The 14,536-nt window shown below is 76.3% G+C and carries 16 protein-coding genes; 8 read left to right on the top strand and 8 right to left on the bottom strand.

Features of this window, described 5'->3' with window-relative positions; translation table 11 throughout:
* Positions 1-114: 114 nt before the first annotated feature.
* Entirely contained in the window at positions 115-1,419 is a 1,305-nt protein-coding gene (locus tag ACF08D_RS25885) for an ABC transporter substrate-binding protein (protein WP_392225702.1), read from the bottom strand.
* Positions 1,394-1,918 carry a hypothetical protein gene (locus ACF08D_RS25880; protein WP_392226349.1) on the bottom strand — a complete coding sequence of 175 codons (525 nt, stop codon included), beginning with the start codon at positions 1,916-1,918 and terminating at the stop codon, positions 1,394-1,396. Before ACF08D_RS25880 ends, ACF08D_RS25885 begins: the two co-directional genes overlap by 26 nt.
* 95 nt (positions 1,919-2,013) lie before the next feature.
* Between ACF08D_RS25880 and ACF08D_RS25875 the strand changes: the two genes are divergently transcribed.
* Genes ACF08D_RS25875 through ACF08D_RS25865 form a run of 3 tightly spaced genes read left to right on the top strand, consistent with a single transcriptional unit; the run spans position 2,014 to position 5,784 of the window.
* The gene (locus ACF08D_RS25875; RefSeq protein WP_392225701.1) at positions 2,014-2,451 is read left to right on the top strand and encodes a hypothetical protein; all 438 of its coding nucleotides are present in this window, start codon (positions 2,014-2,016) and stop codon (positions 2,449-2,451) included.
* Between the two features lie 7 nt (positions 2,452-2,458).
* Positions 2,459-5,128, top strand: a complete 2,670-nt coding sequence (locus ACF08D_RS25870) for an ATP-binding cassette domain-containing protein (protein ID WP_392225699.1) — start codon at positions 2,459-2,461, stop codon at positions 5,126-5,128.
* Positions 5,125-5,784: an ATP-binding cassette domain-containing protein gene (locus ACF08D_RS25865; RefSeq protein WP_392225697.1), complete on the top strand. Its 660-nt coding sequence runs from the start codon at positions 5,125-5,127 to the stop codon at positions 5,782-5,784. The genes ACF08D_RS25870 and ACF08D_RS25865 overlap by 4 nt, the downstream gene beginning before the upstream one ends.
* Here the strand turns inward: ACF08D_RS25865 and ACF08D_RS25860 are convergent.
* Complete coding sequence (locus tag ACF08D_RS25860; RefSeq protein ID WP_392225695.1) at positions 5,771-6,385, bottom strand: transglycosylase family protein; 615 nt, start codon at positions 6,383-6,385, stop codon at positions 5,771-5,773. The two genes, ACF08D_RS25865 and ACF08D_RS25860, sit on opposite strands and share 14 nt — an antisense overlap.
* Before the next feature lie 190 nt (positions 6,386-6,575).
* Here ACF08D_RS25860 and ACF08D_RS25855 point away from each other — a divergent pair, with 190 nt between their 5' ends.
* Complete coding sequence (locus tag ACF08D_RS25855; protein ID WP_392225693.1) at positions 6,576-7,367, top strand: hypothetical protein; 792 nt, start codon at positions 6,576-6,578, stop codon at positions 7,365-7,367.
* Positions 7,368-7,600: 233 nt separating this feature from the next.
* Positions 7,601-7,891: a hypothetical protein gene (locus ACF08D_RS25850; RefSeq protein WP_392225691.1), complete on the top strand. Its 291-nt coding sequence runs from the start codon at positions 7,601-7,603 to the stop codon at positions 7,889-7,891.
* Positions 7,892-7,967: 76 nt separating this feature from the next.
* On the opposite strand, the gene der is transcribed toward ACF08D_RS25850, so the two are convergent.
* The 4 genes from der to ACF08D_RS25830 all read right to left on the bottom strand — a co-directional run bounded on the left by der (position 7,968) and on the right by ACF08D_RS25830 (position 12,039).
* Positions 7,968-9,416, bottom strand: coding sequence for a ribosome biogenesis GTPase Der (gene der / locus ACF08D_RS25845; protein WP_392225689.1), 1,449 nt, complete (start codon positions 9,414-9,416; stop codon positions 7,968-7,970).
* Between the two features lie 70 nt (positions 9,417-9,486).
* Complete coding sequence (locus tag ACF08D_RS25840) at positions 9,487-10,170, bottom strand: lysophospholipid acyltransferase family protein (protein ID WP_392225687.1); 684 nt, start codon at positions 10,168-10,170, stop codon at positions 9,487-9,489.
* Positions 10,128-10,811 (bottom strand): (d)CMP kinase, encoded by a 684-nt coding sequence (gene cmk, locus ACF08D_RS25835; RefSeq protein ID WP_392225685.1) that lies wholly within the window; start codon positions 10,809-10,811, stop codon positions 10,128-10,130. The genes ACF08D_RS25840 and cmk overlap by 43 nt, the downstream gene beginning before the upstream one ends.
* A 142-nt stretch (positions 10,812-10,953) precedes the next feature.
* Positions 10,954-12,039: a prephenate dehydrogenase gene (locus ACF08D_RS25830; RefSeq protein ID WP_392225683.1), complete on the bottom strand. Its 1,086-nt coding sequence runs from the start codon at positions 12,037-12,039 to the stop codon at positions 10,954-10,956.
* A 174-nt stretch (positions 12,040-12,213) separates the two neighbouring features.
* On the opposite strand from ACF08D_RS25830, the gene ACF08D_RS25825 reads away from it, so the two are divergent.
* From ACF08D_RS25825 to ACF08D_RS25815, 3 genes are read left to right on the top strand one after another with little or no spacing between them, the layout of a single operon-like run.
* Complete coding sequence (locus ACF08D_RS25825) at positions 12,214-12,549, top strand: DUF952 domain-containing protein (RefSeq protein WP_392225681.1); 336 nt, start codon at positions 12,214-12,216, stop codon at positions 12,547-12,549.
* 52 nt (positions 12,550-12,601) lie between these two features.
* Complete coding sequence (locus ACF08D_RS25820) at positions 12,602-13,075, top strand: Rieske (2Fe-2S) protein (protein WP_392225679.1); 474 nt, start codon at positions 12,602-12,604, stop codon at positions 13,073-13,075.
* Positions 13,076-13,084: 9 nt separating this feature from the next.
* Complete coding sequence (locus ACF08D_RS25815) at positions 13,085-13,846, top strand: DNA polymerase beta superfamily protein (protein WP_392225678.1); 762 nt, start codon at positions 13,085-13,087, stop codon at positions 13,844-13,846.
* On the opposite strand, the gene ACF08D_RS25810 is transcribed toward ACF08D_RS25815, so the two are convergent.
* Positions 13,772-14,533: a DNA polymerase beta superfamily protein gene (locus ACF08D_RS25810; RefSeq protein ID WP_392225676.1), complete on the bottom strand. Its 762-nt coding sequence runs from the start codon at positions 14,531-14,533 to the stop codon at positions 13,772-13,774. The two genes, ACF08D_RS25815 and ACF08D_RS25810, sit on opposite strands and share 75 nt — an antisense overlap.
* Positions 14,534-14,536 lie beyond the last annotated feature (3 nt).

The following is a 14,536-nucleotide window of genomic DNA, read 5'->3' as shown; positions in this document are numbered from 1 at the left end:
CACCGGCCGTGGCCGGTCCGGGCAGTCGTGGTCCGGTTGGTCGTGGTCGGACCGGGTCGGGTCCGTGTGCTCGTCAAAGGGCGACTGTACTTGGTCTTCCCCGCCGTCCGCGCGTCAGGGCCGGTAGGGCAGCTGGGGCACGGTGGCGCAGTTGTCCTTCATGTCGCCGCCCTGGGTGACCCAGCCCCGGCCGTCCTGCCAGCGGGCCACGGACAGGCAGGTGCGCCGGGTCTCGGGCGGCTTCGGCAGGCGCTCGAAGCGGACGGGCAGGAGCAGGTCCCGGGCGGTGTAGGGCTCGCTGCGGTTGAGGTACTTCTCCAGGCACGCGCGCGTGGGGCCGGTCTTCGCGCAGGACGTGGCGGCGTCGGTGAACCACATGGCGGCGGCCCAGCCCTCCAGCGCCCACTGGGAGAGCGGCTCGCCCTTGCGGTGCGCGGCCATCGCGGCCCGGAACTCGGCGACCGCGGGGTGGCCCGCCTCGTCGTGGTTGCGGCTGGCGCCGGTGGCCCACAGGGCGTTGCGGCAGCGCGGGGAGTCCCGGTAGTCGCGGGGGACGTCCTGGTTCCAGTTCTGCACGTTGGTGACCTTGGCGGTGACGGTGGTGCCGACGGCGTCCATGGCGGCGCACAGCTGGGCGTTGCCATGGGTGTCGAGGGCGTCGAAGACGACGTCGACGTCCTGTTCGCGCAGGTCGGCGGCGACGGCCCGGTAGTTGGGGAGGGCGAAGTCGACCTGTTCGGTGACGACCCGGTAGCCCTCCCGCTTCAGCCCGTCGGCGACCAGCCGGGCGTAGGCGGCGGACGCGGCCTGGTTGTAGGAGACGACGGCGGCGGTGCGGGCGCCGTGCTCGCGCTTGAACCAGCGGTAGACCTCGGTGCCTCCGGTGAGGACGCCGTCCCAGCCGGGGGCGCCACCGGTGCGCGGGGCGGAGCTGCCGTAGATGCCGTAGAGGTGGGGGTGGGTGTCGTACGCGGGGCCGAGCGGCTGCCCGCCGATGTCGGGGACGCCGGCGCGGGAGACCCGGGCGGCGCCCGCGTAGTCGAGGGCGGTGGTGGCGACGAGGGCGAGGACGCGCCGCTCGTCGACCAGTTCGTGCACGCACTCGTTGTTGCCGATGCCGCTGCCCCCGTCGTCGCAGGTGAAGACCTCGACCTTGCGGCCGTCGATGCCGCCGCGGGCGTTGAGCGCGGCGAAGTACGCCAGGGCCCCGTCGCGCGGGCCGGTGAGGGCGCCGCCGCCGACGGGGCTGGTGGCTCCGGAGATGATGCCGACCCGGAGGGGCTCCCCGCCCCCGGGCGTCGCCGGGGCGGAGGGCCGGGGGCCGAAGTCGCGCTCGGGGAGCCGGCTGCCGCAGGCGGCGCTCAGCACCAGGAGCGCCGCCGCCAGGAGGACCTCAGCAGCCCGGTACGGGGGACGCATCGGGGCTGAGCTCGACGAGCGCGCACAGCGTCTTGACGGACACCTTCCAGGTGTCCTGCTGGTACACGGCGGTGCCCTGGGAGTCCGGGAGGGCCGGGGTGCCCGCGACGAGCAGGTCGTAGGTGACGGTGGCCTGCGTGGGCGAGGTGAAGGTCACGTTCTTGACCTGCACGGACGTCTGCGCGGCCTGGGGGGTGCCGGAGAGCGCCTGGAGCACCGGCCGCATCCGGTCGCCGTTCTCCAGGACGGCGACCTTCTGGTCGGCGGGTGTGGCGGGGGCGAAGAACGCCGTCCAGTTCTTCTCGATCTCCTGCCGTGCGGCGGCCGGGTCGTCGGGCTGCCCCTGCCCCTGGGTCGGCGACGCGGTGGGGCTGGGGGAGGTCCGGGGCTCGCTGCCGTTGCCGTCGCCGCATCCCGCCGCGACGGGGACGAGGACCAGGACCGCCGCCGCGGCCAGCGCCGCGGCGCGGGGGCGGGTGCGGGGAGGGATGTGGACCATCTGGCTCACCACCGGGTTCCGGGGTCTGTGCCTTCTTGGGCCTTCTTGGGCATAGTGCAAGGAATCGCCATACATCGCCAGCCGGAGGGTGCGGGATGCCGACGTCGCGGGTGCTGTGGTGGGGCGGGGTCGCGGCCGCCGCCGTCGGTGCGGTGCTGTGCGTGCTGGGCTGGTACGGGGTGTCCGGCGAGCGGTTCGCCGAGCGGCAGGTCCCCTACCTGGCGTCCTGCACCCTGCCGGGCGCCGCGCTGCTGGTCGCGGGGGCGGTGCTGCTGGCCGCCGCGCCGGGGCGCCGCCCACCCGCCGCGGCACCCGGGGCCGATGGGCCCTCCGGCCCCGACGCGCCGGGGGCCCATGGGGCGGGGGCCGGCGGGGCGGCGGACCGGCCCTCGTCCGGGGCTCCCCCGGTCCGGGTGCCGGGCGGCACCCTGGCGCACCGCCCGGACTGCCCGCTGGTGGAGGGCCGGGCGGACGCGGTGCCGGCGGGTGACGCGGCGCTGGACCCGTGCCCGGTGTGCGAGCCCGGGAGCTGACGCCCGGGTGTCCTCGCTGACGTACCAACTCGTCCTGGCCGGGCTGGCGGTGGGCAGCGCGGCGGCCCTGACCGGGATCGGGCTCGTGGTCACCCACCGGGCGACGGGGGTGCTGAACCTGGCGCACGGCGCGGTGGCCATGGTGTGCGCCTATGTGCTGCGCGAGCTGGTGGTGGAGTGGGGCTGGCCGCTGCCGGTGGCGGCGTGCGTGACGCTGCTGCTGGTGGCGCCGGGCATCGGGCTGGTGCTGGACCGGGCGGTGTTCCGGCCGGCGGCGGTGCTCGACCTGGACCCGGCGCGGACGCTGGTGGCGTCGATCGGGGTGTTCGTGCTGCTCGTCGGCGGCGCGGCGCTGGTGTGGGGCGAGGGGGCGCGGGCGGACGCGCCGGTGCTGCTGGGCGACGACCCGTGGGTGCAGCTGTCCGTGGTGCTGGTGGTGGCCGGCGCGGTGGGGGCGGCCACCCGGTGGACGCCGCTGGGGCGGGAGCTGCGGGCGGTGGTGGACAACCGGGAGCTGGCGGTGCTCGGCGGGATCGACGCCGACCGGGTCTCGGCGGCGGGGTGGGCCTTCGGCTCGTTCACGGCCGGGCTGACGGGCGTGCTGCTGGCGCCGTATGTCCGCCTCGACCCGTACGGGCTGCCGCTGCTGGTGCTGGAGGTCATCGCGGTGGCGGTGGCCGCGCGGATGCGCAGCCTGCCGGTGGCGGTGCTGGTGGCGCTGGCCGTCGGGGTGGCCCAGGCGCAGCTCACCCGCTTCCACCCGGAGGGCTGGGCGGGCCCGCTGGTCCAGGCGGTGGCGACGAACTTGTTCGTGGTCGCGCTGCTGGTCGCCGCGCTGGTCGTGCCGGGTGCCGGCGCGCGGGACGCGCTGCCCCGCACCCCGCCGGCGGGCACCCGTGTCGCACCGGGCGCGTGGGTGGCGGCCGGGGTGCTGTACCTGCTGCCGCTGGGCTTCGCCGGGGGCGACCTCCAGACGGCGGTACGGGTGCCCGCGCTGGCGCTGGTGCTGCTGTCGCTGGTGGTGGTCACCGGCCGGGGCGGGCAGATCTCGCTGGGCCAGGCGGCGTACGCGGGGCTGGGTGCCCTGTTCACCGCGCTGCTGGCGGCGGGCCGCTTCCCGGGGCTGCCCCGGCTGCCCGAGGCGGCCGCGCTCCTGGTGGCCGTGGTGCTGGTGGCGCCGCTCGGGCTGCTGACGGGCTGGCCGGCGATCCGGCGGCGCGGCCTGGCGCTGGCGCTGGTGACGCTGGCGGTGGGCGTGGCGGTGAGCCGGTTCGTCTTCGACCAGCCGTACGCGACGGCGGGCCTGTCGCCGGCGCGCCCCGCCGGGCTGGAGCCGGACCACGCCTACTACGCGGTGGAGCTGGCCGTCCTGGCCGCCGCCCTGCTGCTGGTGGCCGCCCTGCGCCGGGGCCGCACCGGCAGGGCGCTGGCCGCGCTGCGGGACCACGAGGCGGGCGCGGAGGCGGCGGGCGTGCCGGTCCCGGCGCTGAAGGTGCTGGCGTTCGTGGCGGGCGCGGCCCTCGCGGCGCTGGGCGGGGGGCTGCTCGGCATGGGGGTGCGGGCCTTCGACCCGGCGGCGTACGACCCGGTGCGCGGGCTGCTGTGGTTCGCGGCCGTCCTGGTGCTGGGCGCGGACAGCCTGCTGTCGCCCCTGGTGGCCGCCGCGCTCCTGGTGGGGCTGGACGCGGGCGCCCACGGCGGGGCGGCGGCCGCGGTGATCGGCCTGCTGGCCGCCTTCACCGCGCGCGTGCCGCCCCTGGCGTCGCTCCTGCCCGCCCCGGCGGGCGCCACGTCCGGGTGGCTGCGGCACCGCCCACGCGCGCGGGGTGCGGGCGGTGCGGCGGGTGAGGCGGGTACGCCGGGTACGCCAGGTGCGAAGGGTGCGCCGAACGCGGCGGGTGAGACGCGCGCGGCGGACGCGCCGGAGACGGCGGACGCGCCGAGTACGGCGGACACAACGGACGCGCCAAGCGCGGGCCGCGCCGCCCCGGTGCCCGCCCACGGCGCGGCCCCGGCCCGTCCGGTGTCCCCTCCCCCGGTGCTGGAGGCCCACGGCCTGACGCTGCGCCTGGCCGGCTCCACCGTCCTGGACGGCGTCGGCCTGCGGGTGCCGCCCGGCCGGGTCACCGCCCTGGTGGGGCCCAACGGGGCCGGGAAGAGCAGCCTGTTCCACTGCCTGGCCGGCACCGTCCGCCCCGGCGCCGGCCGGGTCACCCTGGGCGGCGCCGACATCACGGCCCGGCCCGCGCACGCCCGCGCCCGGCTCGGCGTCGCCCGCACCTTCCAGGAGCTGGCGGTGTTCCCGTCGCTGACCGTGGAGGAGAACGTCCGGGTGGGCGCCGAGCACGGCCCGGGGCGCCACGACCCGGTCGCCGTCGAGCGGGCCCTGCGGCTCCTCGGCCTGACCGGCTCCCGCCACCTGCCCGCCGCGGCGCTGCCGACCGGGGTGCTGCGCCGTGTCGAGGTCGCCCGCGCCCTGGCCGGGCGGCCGCACACGCTGCTGCTGGACGAGCCGGCCGCCGGGCTGGACGCGGCCGAGACCGCCGCGCTGGCCCGCCTGCTGAAGGCGCTCGCCGCGGACGGGACGGCCGTGCTGGTGGTGGAGCACGACCTCGACCTGGTCGCGGACGTCGCGCACACGGTGCACGTCATGGAGGCGGGGCGGATCGTGTCATGAGCGTCGAGATCGCGCTGCGCGCCGCCCGGGTCCGCTACGGCCCGCTGGAGGCGCTGCACGGCGTGGACCTCCCGGTGCCCGCCGGCACCGTGACGGTGCTCCTGGGCCGCAACGGCTCGGGGCGTACGACGGTGCTGCGCGCCCTGGCCGGCACGGTGCCGCTGAGCGCCGGGCGGGTCCTGTGGCGGGGCGAGGACGTGACCCGGCTGCGGGCGCACCGGCGGGCGCGGCGCGGGCTGTGCTTCGTCCCGGACCGGCGCGCCCTGTACGCCACGCTGACGGTCGCCGAGAACCTGGCGCTGGCCGCCCGCGACCGGGACGTGTCCGCCGCGCTGGACGCCTACCCGGAGCTGCGCCCGCTGCTGGGCCGCCCGGCCGGCACGCTCTCGGGCGGGGAGCGGCGGATGCTCGCGGTGTCCCGGGCGCTGCTGACGCCCGCGCGTGTCGTCCTCGTGGACGAGCCGGCGCTCGGCATGTCGCCCGCCGTGGCCGCCCGCACCCACCGGCTGCTGGCCGGGCTGGGCGCGCGGGGCGCGGCGGTGGTGGTGGCGGGGCAGCGCCCGCCGGCCGGGCTCCCCGCCGGGACGCTGGCGCACGTGCTGCGGCGCGGCACGGTGGCGTTCGGCGGGGAGCTGGCCGAGTTCACGCCCGGCTGAGCGGCGGGGTGGCGGCCTTCGGGGCGGGCTTGAGGCCCGGCAGGGTGAGGATCATGCCGGGCCGGATGCGGTCGGGGTTCGCGCCCACGGTCTTCCGGTTGGCCTGGTACAGCGCCTTCCAGCCGCCCGGCACGGTGAACCGGCGGGCCACGGAGGTCAGCGTGTCGCGGGGCTGGACGGTGTGGGCGCGCCCGGACAGGCCGTACTTCTTGGAGCAGACCGGCCAGGCGGACCAGCCGTGCCAGCGCAGCACGTCCTCGGCGACGGTGATCTGCTGGCGCCGGGTCGCCAGGTCGGCGCGCTTGGCGTGGGCGAGGCCGCCGTACGCCTCCCAGGTGGACTGGCGGAACTGCAGCCCGCCGTAGAAGCCGTTCCCGGTGTTGAGGTTCCAGCGGTTGCCGCTCTCGCACTCGGCGACGCAGCCCCAGGGCCACTGGTCGCCGGAGCAGGTGGCGGCGGACACGGGCTGGACGCGGGGCCCGGGAGCGGGCGGGGGCGGATGGGAGCCGGGGGCGGCCGGGGAGGCGACGGCGCCCGTCGTCCCGCACAGGAGCATCAGCACGCCGGGCACGAGGGCCGGCCACGAGCGGATCTTCGGCATCGGGCCACGTTAGGCGGCGCCCGCCCGCTCCTCGGGGCCGCCGCGCGGGGCGGGCGGCGGGCCCCACCCGGTCGGCCGACGCGCCGGGACGCCGGCCGACCCGTGACTCCGGACGCATATCACCCGTTGAACCCTTCATGAGACGAGCCGGGATCCGCCCGGCATCGCACGTGAGTCCGAGGAGCCCCCCGTGCCCCGCATGCTCGACGTCAGCGAGGACGTACGCGCCGAGATCGGCGACGAGGAAGCCGACCGGCTGCTCGCCGGCGAGAACGCCCCGGGCAGCTACGACTGCACCTCCTGCCGCACCCCGGGCGACTCCGAGCAGGAGCGCACCAGCACCGTCCTGTTCGTGGGCGAGGAGACCGCCGTCCTGGCCTTCGCCCACGCCACCTGCATCCCCTCCCAGGTGGTGAAGGTCGCCGAGGAGCAGCTCCAGGGCGCGGTGCGCTCCATCACCGGCGCGGAGGGGCAGCCGGCGGCCCCCATGGCCCCGGTGCCCGCGGGCGACCAGGCCGTGCTGGGGGTCACCAGCGGTCTCGTGCTGATCGACAACGAGCTGCACCCGGCGCTGGTGGTGGAGCCGACGGCGCCCATCGCCCGGCCCGGCGCGGTGGGCGGCGGTGACGAGTTCCTGCCGCTGCTGATCGAGCAGGGCTTCCTGCCGGTGTCGGACGTGGCCCGGCGGCCGGCCCCGGTGGCGGGCTGGTCGGTGCTGCTCGCCATGGGCCAGCTGCACGCGATCCTCCAGCCGGGCACGGCCGGGGGCACCCCGGTGGCCTGGTGGCAGGCCCACCAGCCGCTCCAGGTGACCGAGGGCTGGCGGGCGGCGGCGAACAAGTCGCACACGGTGCTGGTCTTCGCCGCCCCGGTCGGCTCCATCGGCCAGCAGCCGCGCGAGGACCTGCTGCGGGACGCGCTGGAGAAGGCGGCGGCCAACGGCCGGCTGGTGGCCGCGTCGATGCCGCTGGCCGGTACCTGATGCACGCCCGGGGCCCGGAGGGCCGGTCCGGCGAGGGTCCGGCCGCGCGCCCGGCCGGGCGGCCCGCGCCCGTACCGCCGGCGGCGTCCCCGGCGGCCCCGGCCGCGCCGGGGTCCTCCGGGCCGCGACCGGCGATTTCCGGCCGGGGCCCGCATCCCGGGGGCGGTGAGGTCGTTGGCTCCTACGTGCACGCATACGAGCCTTCCCGCCAGCCCTACCAGCAGATTCCCGGCATGCGTTCGACCCAGGACGCCCCGTCGGCCCCGTCCGCCACGCCGATCTACGACGCGCTGTACTCGGAGTACCTGAGGTCGTTCCGGACCCTGCCGGGCGACCGCAGCGGCGAGGAGGACCTCGACTTCCGGGCGTTCGGCTCGTTCGGGCCGGGCGCCGCCGGGCTGTACCAGGCGCAGCACGGCGGTGGCTATCCGTCCGGGTGGCAGCCGGTCGGCCTGCGGCGGCACGCCGGCGGGCAGCACCATGTGCCGGCGGCGCTGCCACCGGCCCCCCGCAGGGGGCTGTGACCCCGGAGCCCCGGGGCGTACGGCGGCGGGGCCGGAGCGATTCCTTCGCTCCGGCCCCGCCGTCGTACGCCGTGTCCTACTTCTTGCGGCCGCGCTTCTCGCGCACCCGGACCGAGATGTGGATCGGGGTGCCCTCGAAGCCGAACTCCTCGCGCAGCCGGCGCTCCACGAAGCGGCGGTAGCCGTGCTCCAGGAAGCCCGAGGCGAAGAGCACGAACCGCGGCGGCTTGGTGCCCGCCTGCGTACCGAAGAGGATGCGCGGCTGCTTGCCGCCCCGGATGGGGTGCGGGTGGGCGGCGACCAGCTCGCCGAGGAAGGCGTTCAGCCGCCCGGTGGGGACGCGGGTCTCCCAGCCGGCCAGCGCGGTCTCGATGGCCGGGACCAGCTTGTCCATGTGGCGGCCGGTGTGGGCGGAGACATTGACGCGCGGGGCCCAGGAGACCTGCTGCATCTCGGTCTCGATCTCACGCTCCAGGTAGTAGCGGCGCTCCTCGTCCAGCTCGTCCCACTTGTTGTACGCGATGACGAGCGCGCGGCCCGCCTCGACGGCCATGGTGATGATCCGCTGGTCCTGCACCGAGATGGACTCGGTGGTGTCGATCAGGACGACGGCGACCTCGGCCTTCTCCACGGCGGCGGCGGTGCGCAGCGAGGCGTAGTAGTCGGCGCCCTCCTGGAGGTGGACCTTCTTGCGGATGCCGGCGGTGTCGACGAACTTCCAGGTGGTGCCGCCCAGTTCGATCAGCTCGTCGACCGGGTCGCGGGTGGTGCCGGCCAGCTCGTTGACGACGACGCGCTCCTCGCCGGCGACCTTGTTGAGCAGGGACGACTTGCCGACGTTGGGGCGGCCGATGAGCGCGATGCGGCGGGGGCCGCCGAGGGCGGCGCCGAAGGTCTGCTCGGGGGCCTCGGGCAGCGCCTTGAGCACCTCGTCCAGGAGGTCGCCGGTGCCGCGGCCGTGCAGGGCGGAGACCGGGAAGGGCTCGCCGAGGCCGAGCGACCAGAGCATGGAGGCGTCGGCCTCGCCGGAGGGGCCGTCGACCTTGTTGGCGGCGAGGACGACGGGCTTGCCGGCCCGGCGCAGCAGCTTGACGACGGCCTCGTCGGTGTCGGTGGCTCCGACGGTGGCGTCCACGACGAAGACGACCGCGTCGGCGGCCTCGATGGCGTACTCGGCCTGGGCGGCGACGGAGGCGTCGATGCCGAGGACGTCCTGCTCCCAGCCGCCGGTGTCGACGACCTTGAAGCGGCGGCCGGCCCACTCCGCCTCGTAGGTCACCCGGTCGCGGGTGACGCCGGGCTTGTCCTCGACGACGGCCTCGCGGCGGCCGATGATCCGGTTCACCAGGGTCGACTTGCCGACGTTCGGCCGGCCGACGACGGCGAGGACGGGGAGCGGGCCGTGCCCGGCCTCCTCGATCGCGCCTTCGACCTCTTCCAGGTCGAAGCCCTCTTCCGCGGCGAGCTCCATGAACTCCGTGTACTCGGTGTCGCCGAGTGCCCCGTGGTCGTGCTGGTCGTTCATGAAGTCCGTTCCTCGTTCATCATCGTCATCGGCGGGTCAGGTGATCCGCTGCTCAGGACTCAAGTCTCGCTCAGCGCCCGGTGAGGCGCCTGGCGTTTTCCAGGTGGGCGGTCAGCCGTTCCTGGATGCGTACGGTGGCGTCGTCCAGCGCCGTGCGGGTGCGGCGGCCGGAGCCGTCGCCGGCCTCGAAGGCGTCGCCGAAGACGACGTCGACCCGGCTGCGCAGCCGGGGCAGCGCCCTGATCACCCGGCCGCCGCGGTCGGTGCTGCCGAGGACGGCGACCGGGACGATCGGGGCGCCGCTGCGTACCGCGAAGTAGGCGAGGCCCGACCGCAGCGAGGCGAAGTCGCCGGTGCCCCGGGTGCCCTCGGGGAAGATCCCCAGAACCCCGCCGGAGGACAGCACCTCCAGGGCGCCGGTGATGGCGGTGCGGTCGGGTGCGCCGCGGTCCACCTTGAGCTGGCCGATGGCCTCCAGGAAGGGGCCGAGGGGTCCCTTGAAGGCTTCCTTCTTGATCAGGAAGTGCACCGGCCGGGGCGCGGTGCCCATGAGCATGGGGCCGTCGAGGTTGTGCGCGTGGTTGACGGCGAAGATGACGGGGCCCGAGGCCGGGACCCGCCAGGCGCCGAGGACGCGGGGTCTCCACAGCCCGTACATCAGGCCGATGCCGATGCCCCGGCCGACGGCGGCGCCCTGGGGGGAGGCTGGGGTCACCGGGAGGTCCGCTTCTCCTCGACGAGGGTGACGACGCACTCGACGACCTGCTGGAGGGTGAGGTCGGTGGTGTCGACCTCGACGGCGTCGCCGGCCTTGGCGAGCGGGGAGGTCTTGCGGCTGGAGTCGGCGGCGTCCCGCCTGACCAGCGCCTCGCGGGTGGTGTGGAGGTCGGCGCCCTTCAGCTCGCCGGAGCGGCGGGCGGCGCGGGCCTCGGGGGACGCGGTGAGGAAGATCTTGAGGTCGGCGTCGGGCAGGACGGTGGTGCCGATGTCGCGGCCCTCGACCACGATGCCCTTCTCGGCGCCGGCGGCGATGGTCCGCTGGAGCTCGGTGATCAGGGCCCGGACCTCGGGGACGGCGCTGACGGCGCTGACCTTGGAGGTGACGTCCTGGGTGCGGATGGGGCCGGAGGCGTCCACCCCGTCGACGGTGATCGTCGGGTGGGCGGGGTCCGTGCCGGAGACGATGACCGGCTTCCCGGCGGCGGAGGCGACGGCGTCGGCGTCCTCGACGTCCACCCCGTTGCTGATCATCCACCAGGTGATCGCCCGGTACTGCGCGCCGGTGTCCAGGTAGCTGAGACCCAGCTCGGCGGCGACCGCCCTGGAGGTGCTCGACTTGCCCGTGCCGGAGGGCCCGTCGATGGCGACGATCACGGATTCCACGGTGTCGGACACCTTCCTGGTACGCGGGAGGGGGCCGGCCGGTTGCCAAGGTGCCCCGCACCAGGTTACCGACTGCCGCCCCCGCCCCTCGCACCCGTTCGGCGCAGCCCCCGCCGCCCGGGCCCCGGGACGGCATGGGCCCGCCCGCCCGGGGCTACTGGCGCAGGGCCCAGCCCCGCTCGCGGAGGGCCGCCGCCAGGACGGGGGCCGACGCGGGCTCGACCATCAGCTGGATCAGACCCGCCTGCTGGCCGGTGGCGTGCTCGATGCGGACGTCCTCGACGTTGACGCCCGCCCGGCCCGCGTCCGCGAAGATACGGGCCAGCTCGCCGGGCTGGTCGCTCAGCAGGACGGCGACCGTCTCGTAGGCGACCGGGCCGCCGCCGTGCTTGCCGGGCACCCGGGCGCGCCCGGCGTTGCCGCGCCGCAGGACGTCCTCGACCCCGGTGGCGCCGTCGAGCCGCTTGTCCTCGTCGGCGGACTGGAGGGACCGCAGGGCCCGTACCGTCTCGTCCAGGTCGGCGGCGACCCCGGCGAGGACGTCGGCGACCGGGCCGGGGTTGGCCGACAGGATCTCCACCCACATCCGGGGGTCGGAGGCCGCGATGCGGGTGACGTCGCGGATGCCCTGGCCGCAGAGCCGTACCGCCGTCTCGTCCGCGTCGGCCAGCCGGGCCGCCACCATCGACGACACCAGCTGCGGGGTGTGCGAGACCAGCGCGACCGCCCGGTCGTGGGCGTCGGCGTCCATCACCACCGGGACCGCCCGGCACAGCGCGACCAGCTCCAGGGCGAGGTTGAGCACCTCGGTGTCGGTGTCCCGGGTGGGCGTCAGCACCCAGGGGCGGCCCTCGAAGAGGTCGGCCGTCGCGGCCAGCGGGCCGGAGCGCTCCTTGCCGGACATCGGGTGGCTGCCGACGTACGCGGAGAGGTCCAGGCCCAGGGCCTCCAGCTCCCGTCGGGGGCCGCCCTTGACGCTGGCCACGTCGAGGTAGCCGCGGGCGATGCCGCCGCGCATGGCGTCGGCGAGGGTGGCGGCGACGTACGCGGGCGGTACGGCGACGATCGCCAGGTCCACCGGGCCCTCGGGCGGCTCCTCGGTGCCCGCGCCGCGCGCGGCGGCGGTGCGGACCCGGGTGGGGTCGTGGTCGGCCAGGTGCACGGTGATGCCCCGCGCGGCCAGGGCGAGGGCGGCCGAGGTGCCGATCAGGCCGGTTCCGATGACGACGGCGGTTCTCACGGGGCGATGTCCTTGCGGAGGGCGGCGGCGCCGGGTGGACGTGCGCGACACCGGACACGGGCAGGTCGGTCCTCAGCCTAGTCAGCCCCGCGGCCGGCGCCCGGCCCGTCCGGCATGCGGTCCGCCCGGCATGCGGTCCGGTCGGCGTGCGGTCCGGCCTGCGAGAGTGGGCGCATGCTGCTCCATGTCACCTCGGCCGCCGACTGGGCGGCCGGCGCCCCCGGCGCGTACCGCCCGCCCTCCCTCGCCGCCGAGGGGTTCGTGCACTGCTCGCCCGACGAGGAGACGGCGCTGGCGATCGCCGCCGCCCACTACCGGGACGTGCCGGGGCCGCTGCTGCTGCTCACCCTGGACGAGGCGCTGCTGACCGCCGAGGTGCGCCGGGAGGAGTCGGGCGGGCGGCTGTTCCCGCATGTGTACGGGCCGGTCGACCGGGCCGCGGTGACCCGGGCGCGGGAGATCCGCCGGGACGCGTCCGGCCGCGTCACCGGGCTCGCTCCCTGGGTGTAACGGTCCGCGCGGCTCCTTCGCCCCGGGGGCGCGCGGCGCCAGGATGCCGCGCATGAACGCTGCCCCCACCCCGCGCCGTACCGTCCTGGCCGCCGCCGCGTCCGCCACCGCCGCCCTGGCCGCGGGCTGCGGCGACGGCGGGACCGACGCCCCGGCCGCCACCGCGAGCCCCGCGCCCACCGACTCCGCTTCCGCCTCCGCGCCGGCCACCGGCTCCGCCCCGGCCTCGCCACCGGCCGGCGGCGAGCTGGCCCGTACCGCCGACATCCCGGCCGGCGGCGGGAGGATCTTCAAGGAGCGGAAGGTCGTGGTGACCCAGCCGGAGGAGGGGCAGTTCAAGGCGTTCTCCGCCGTCTGCACCCACCAGGCGTGCCTGCTCAGCACGGTGGAGGACGGCACCGTCAACTGCCCCTGCCACGGCAGCCGGTTCCGGATCACCGACGGGTCCGTGGCGCGCGGCCCCGCGACCCGGCCGCTGCCCGCCGAGCAGATCACCGTGGAGGGGGACACGATCCGGCTGGCGTAGGGTCGCCGCATGCCGACCCCCGAGAGCGCCGGCCACCTGGCCCTGGTGCGCGACCACACGATCTACTCCTGTGTCATGGGGTCGCGCGCCTTCGGGCTGGCCACCGAGGACAGCGACACCGACCGGCGGGGCGTGTTCGTCGCGCCGACCGCGCTCCAGTGGCGCTTCGACAAGCCGCCCACACATGTGGAGGGCCCGGCCGAGGAGCAGTTCAGCTGGGAGCTGGAACGCTTCTGCGAACTTGCGCTGCGCGCCAACCCGAGCGTCCTGGAGTGCCTGCACTCCCCGCTGGTGGAGCGGGCCGACGCCACCGGCCGCGAACTGCTCGCCCTGCGCCCGGCGTTCCTTTCCCGCCAGGTGCACCAGACCTTCGTGCGGTACGCGGCGGGGCAGCGGCGCAAGCTGGACGCGGACGTCCGGCTGCACGGCGCTCCCCGCTGGAAGCACGCCATGCACCTGCTGCGGCTGCTGATGAGCTGCCGGGACCTGCTGCGCACCGGTGAACTGGTGCTGGACGTGGGCGGGGAGCGGGAGCGGCTGCTGGCGGTGCGGCGGGGCGAGGTGCCGTGGCCGTCGGTGGAGGCGTGGATGGCCCGCCTCGCCGGTGAGGCGGACGAGGCGGGCGCCCGGTCCCCTCTGCCGCCCGGTCCGGACCGGCGGGCGGTGGAGGACTTCCTGTTCCGGGTGCGCCGGGAGTCAGCGCTCCAGGCGGGTCCGTACGACGAGGTCGTGCAGGGCCTCGTGGGTGGCCGGGGCGGGGGCGTCGGGTAGGGCGGACGCCGCCTGGGCCTCGCCCAGGACGGTGTGCAGCGCCTCGACGTCGGCCCGCACCCGCTCGCGGTCCACGCCGGTGGCCGGCCCGTGCTCGGCGTCCGCCTTGGCGGCGATGAGTCCGGCGACGTACTCCGGTGCCGGGACCGCCCCGATGAGGGTGGGCAGATGGGCCACCACCTCGCCGGTGCGCATCAGGTGGATGCCGGTGAGCAGCACGCGGAAGGTGTAGAGCAGCGGCTTGAGTTCGCCGCTCTTCTCGAACAGCCGCCACTGGGTGGTGGCGAAACCGCGGTAGTGGTGGGCGTGGTGGGTGGTGAGGACGCCCGGCGCGAGGGCGGTCAGTTCGGCGTGCGCGGGGGTGGTGTGGGCCACCAGCGGCGACAGGAGCTGTTCCAGGACGTAGCCGTTGCGCCGGAGCATCAGCCGGACGAACTTCCGCAGGTCGTGGGTGACCAGGTCCATCTCGAAGCCGTCCCGCTCCCAGGTCCGGGAGCGGGTCTCCTCGGGCTCGCGCAGCCCGACCAGCGCGTCCACCGGCAGCAGGTGCGCCCCGCGGACGTCCACGTCCGAGTCGCGGGACGGGAAGCCGTAGAGATGGGCGCCGGAGACGGTGGCGAACAGCAGCGGGTCGGGCTGTTCGGCGACGACGGAGGCGAGGTCGGGGAGCTCCACGAGATCGGTCATGGG

The organism is Streptomyces sp. NPDC015131 (genome assembly GCF_043079975.1).
In the GTDB taxonomy this organism is placed as follows: Bacteria; Actinomycetota; Actinomycetes; order Streptomycetales; family Streptomycetaceae; genus Streptomyces.
The sequence above is the reverse complement of the archived record's forward strand: the minus strand, read 5'-3'. Positions and strand labels throughout refer to the sequence as shown.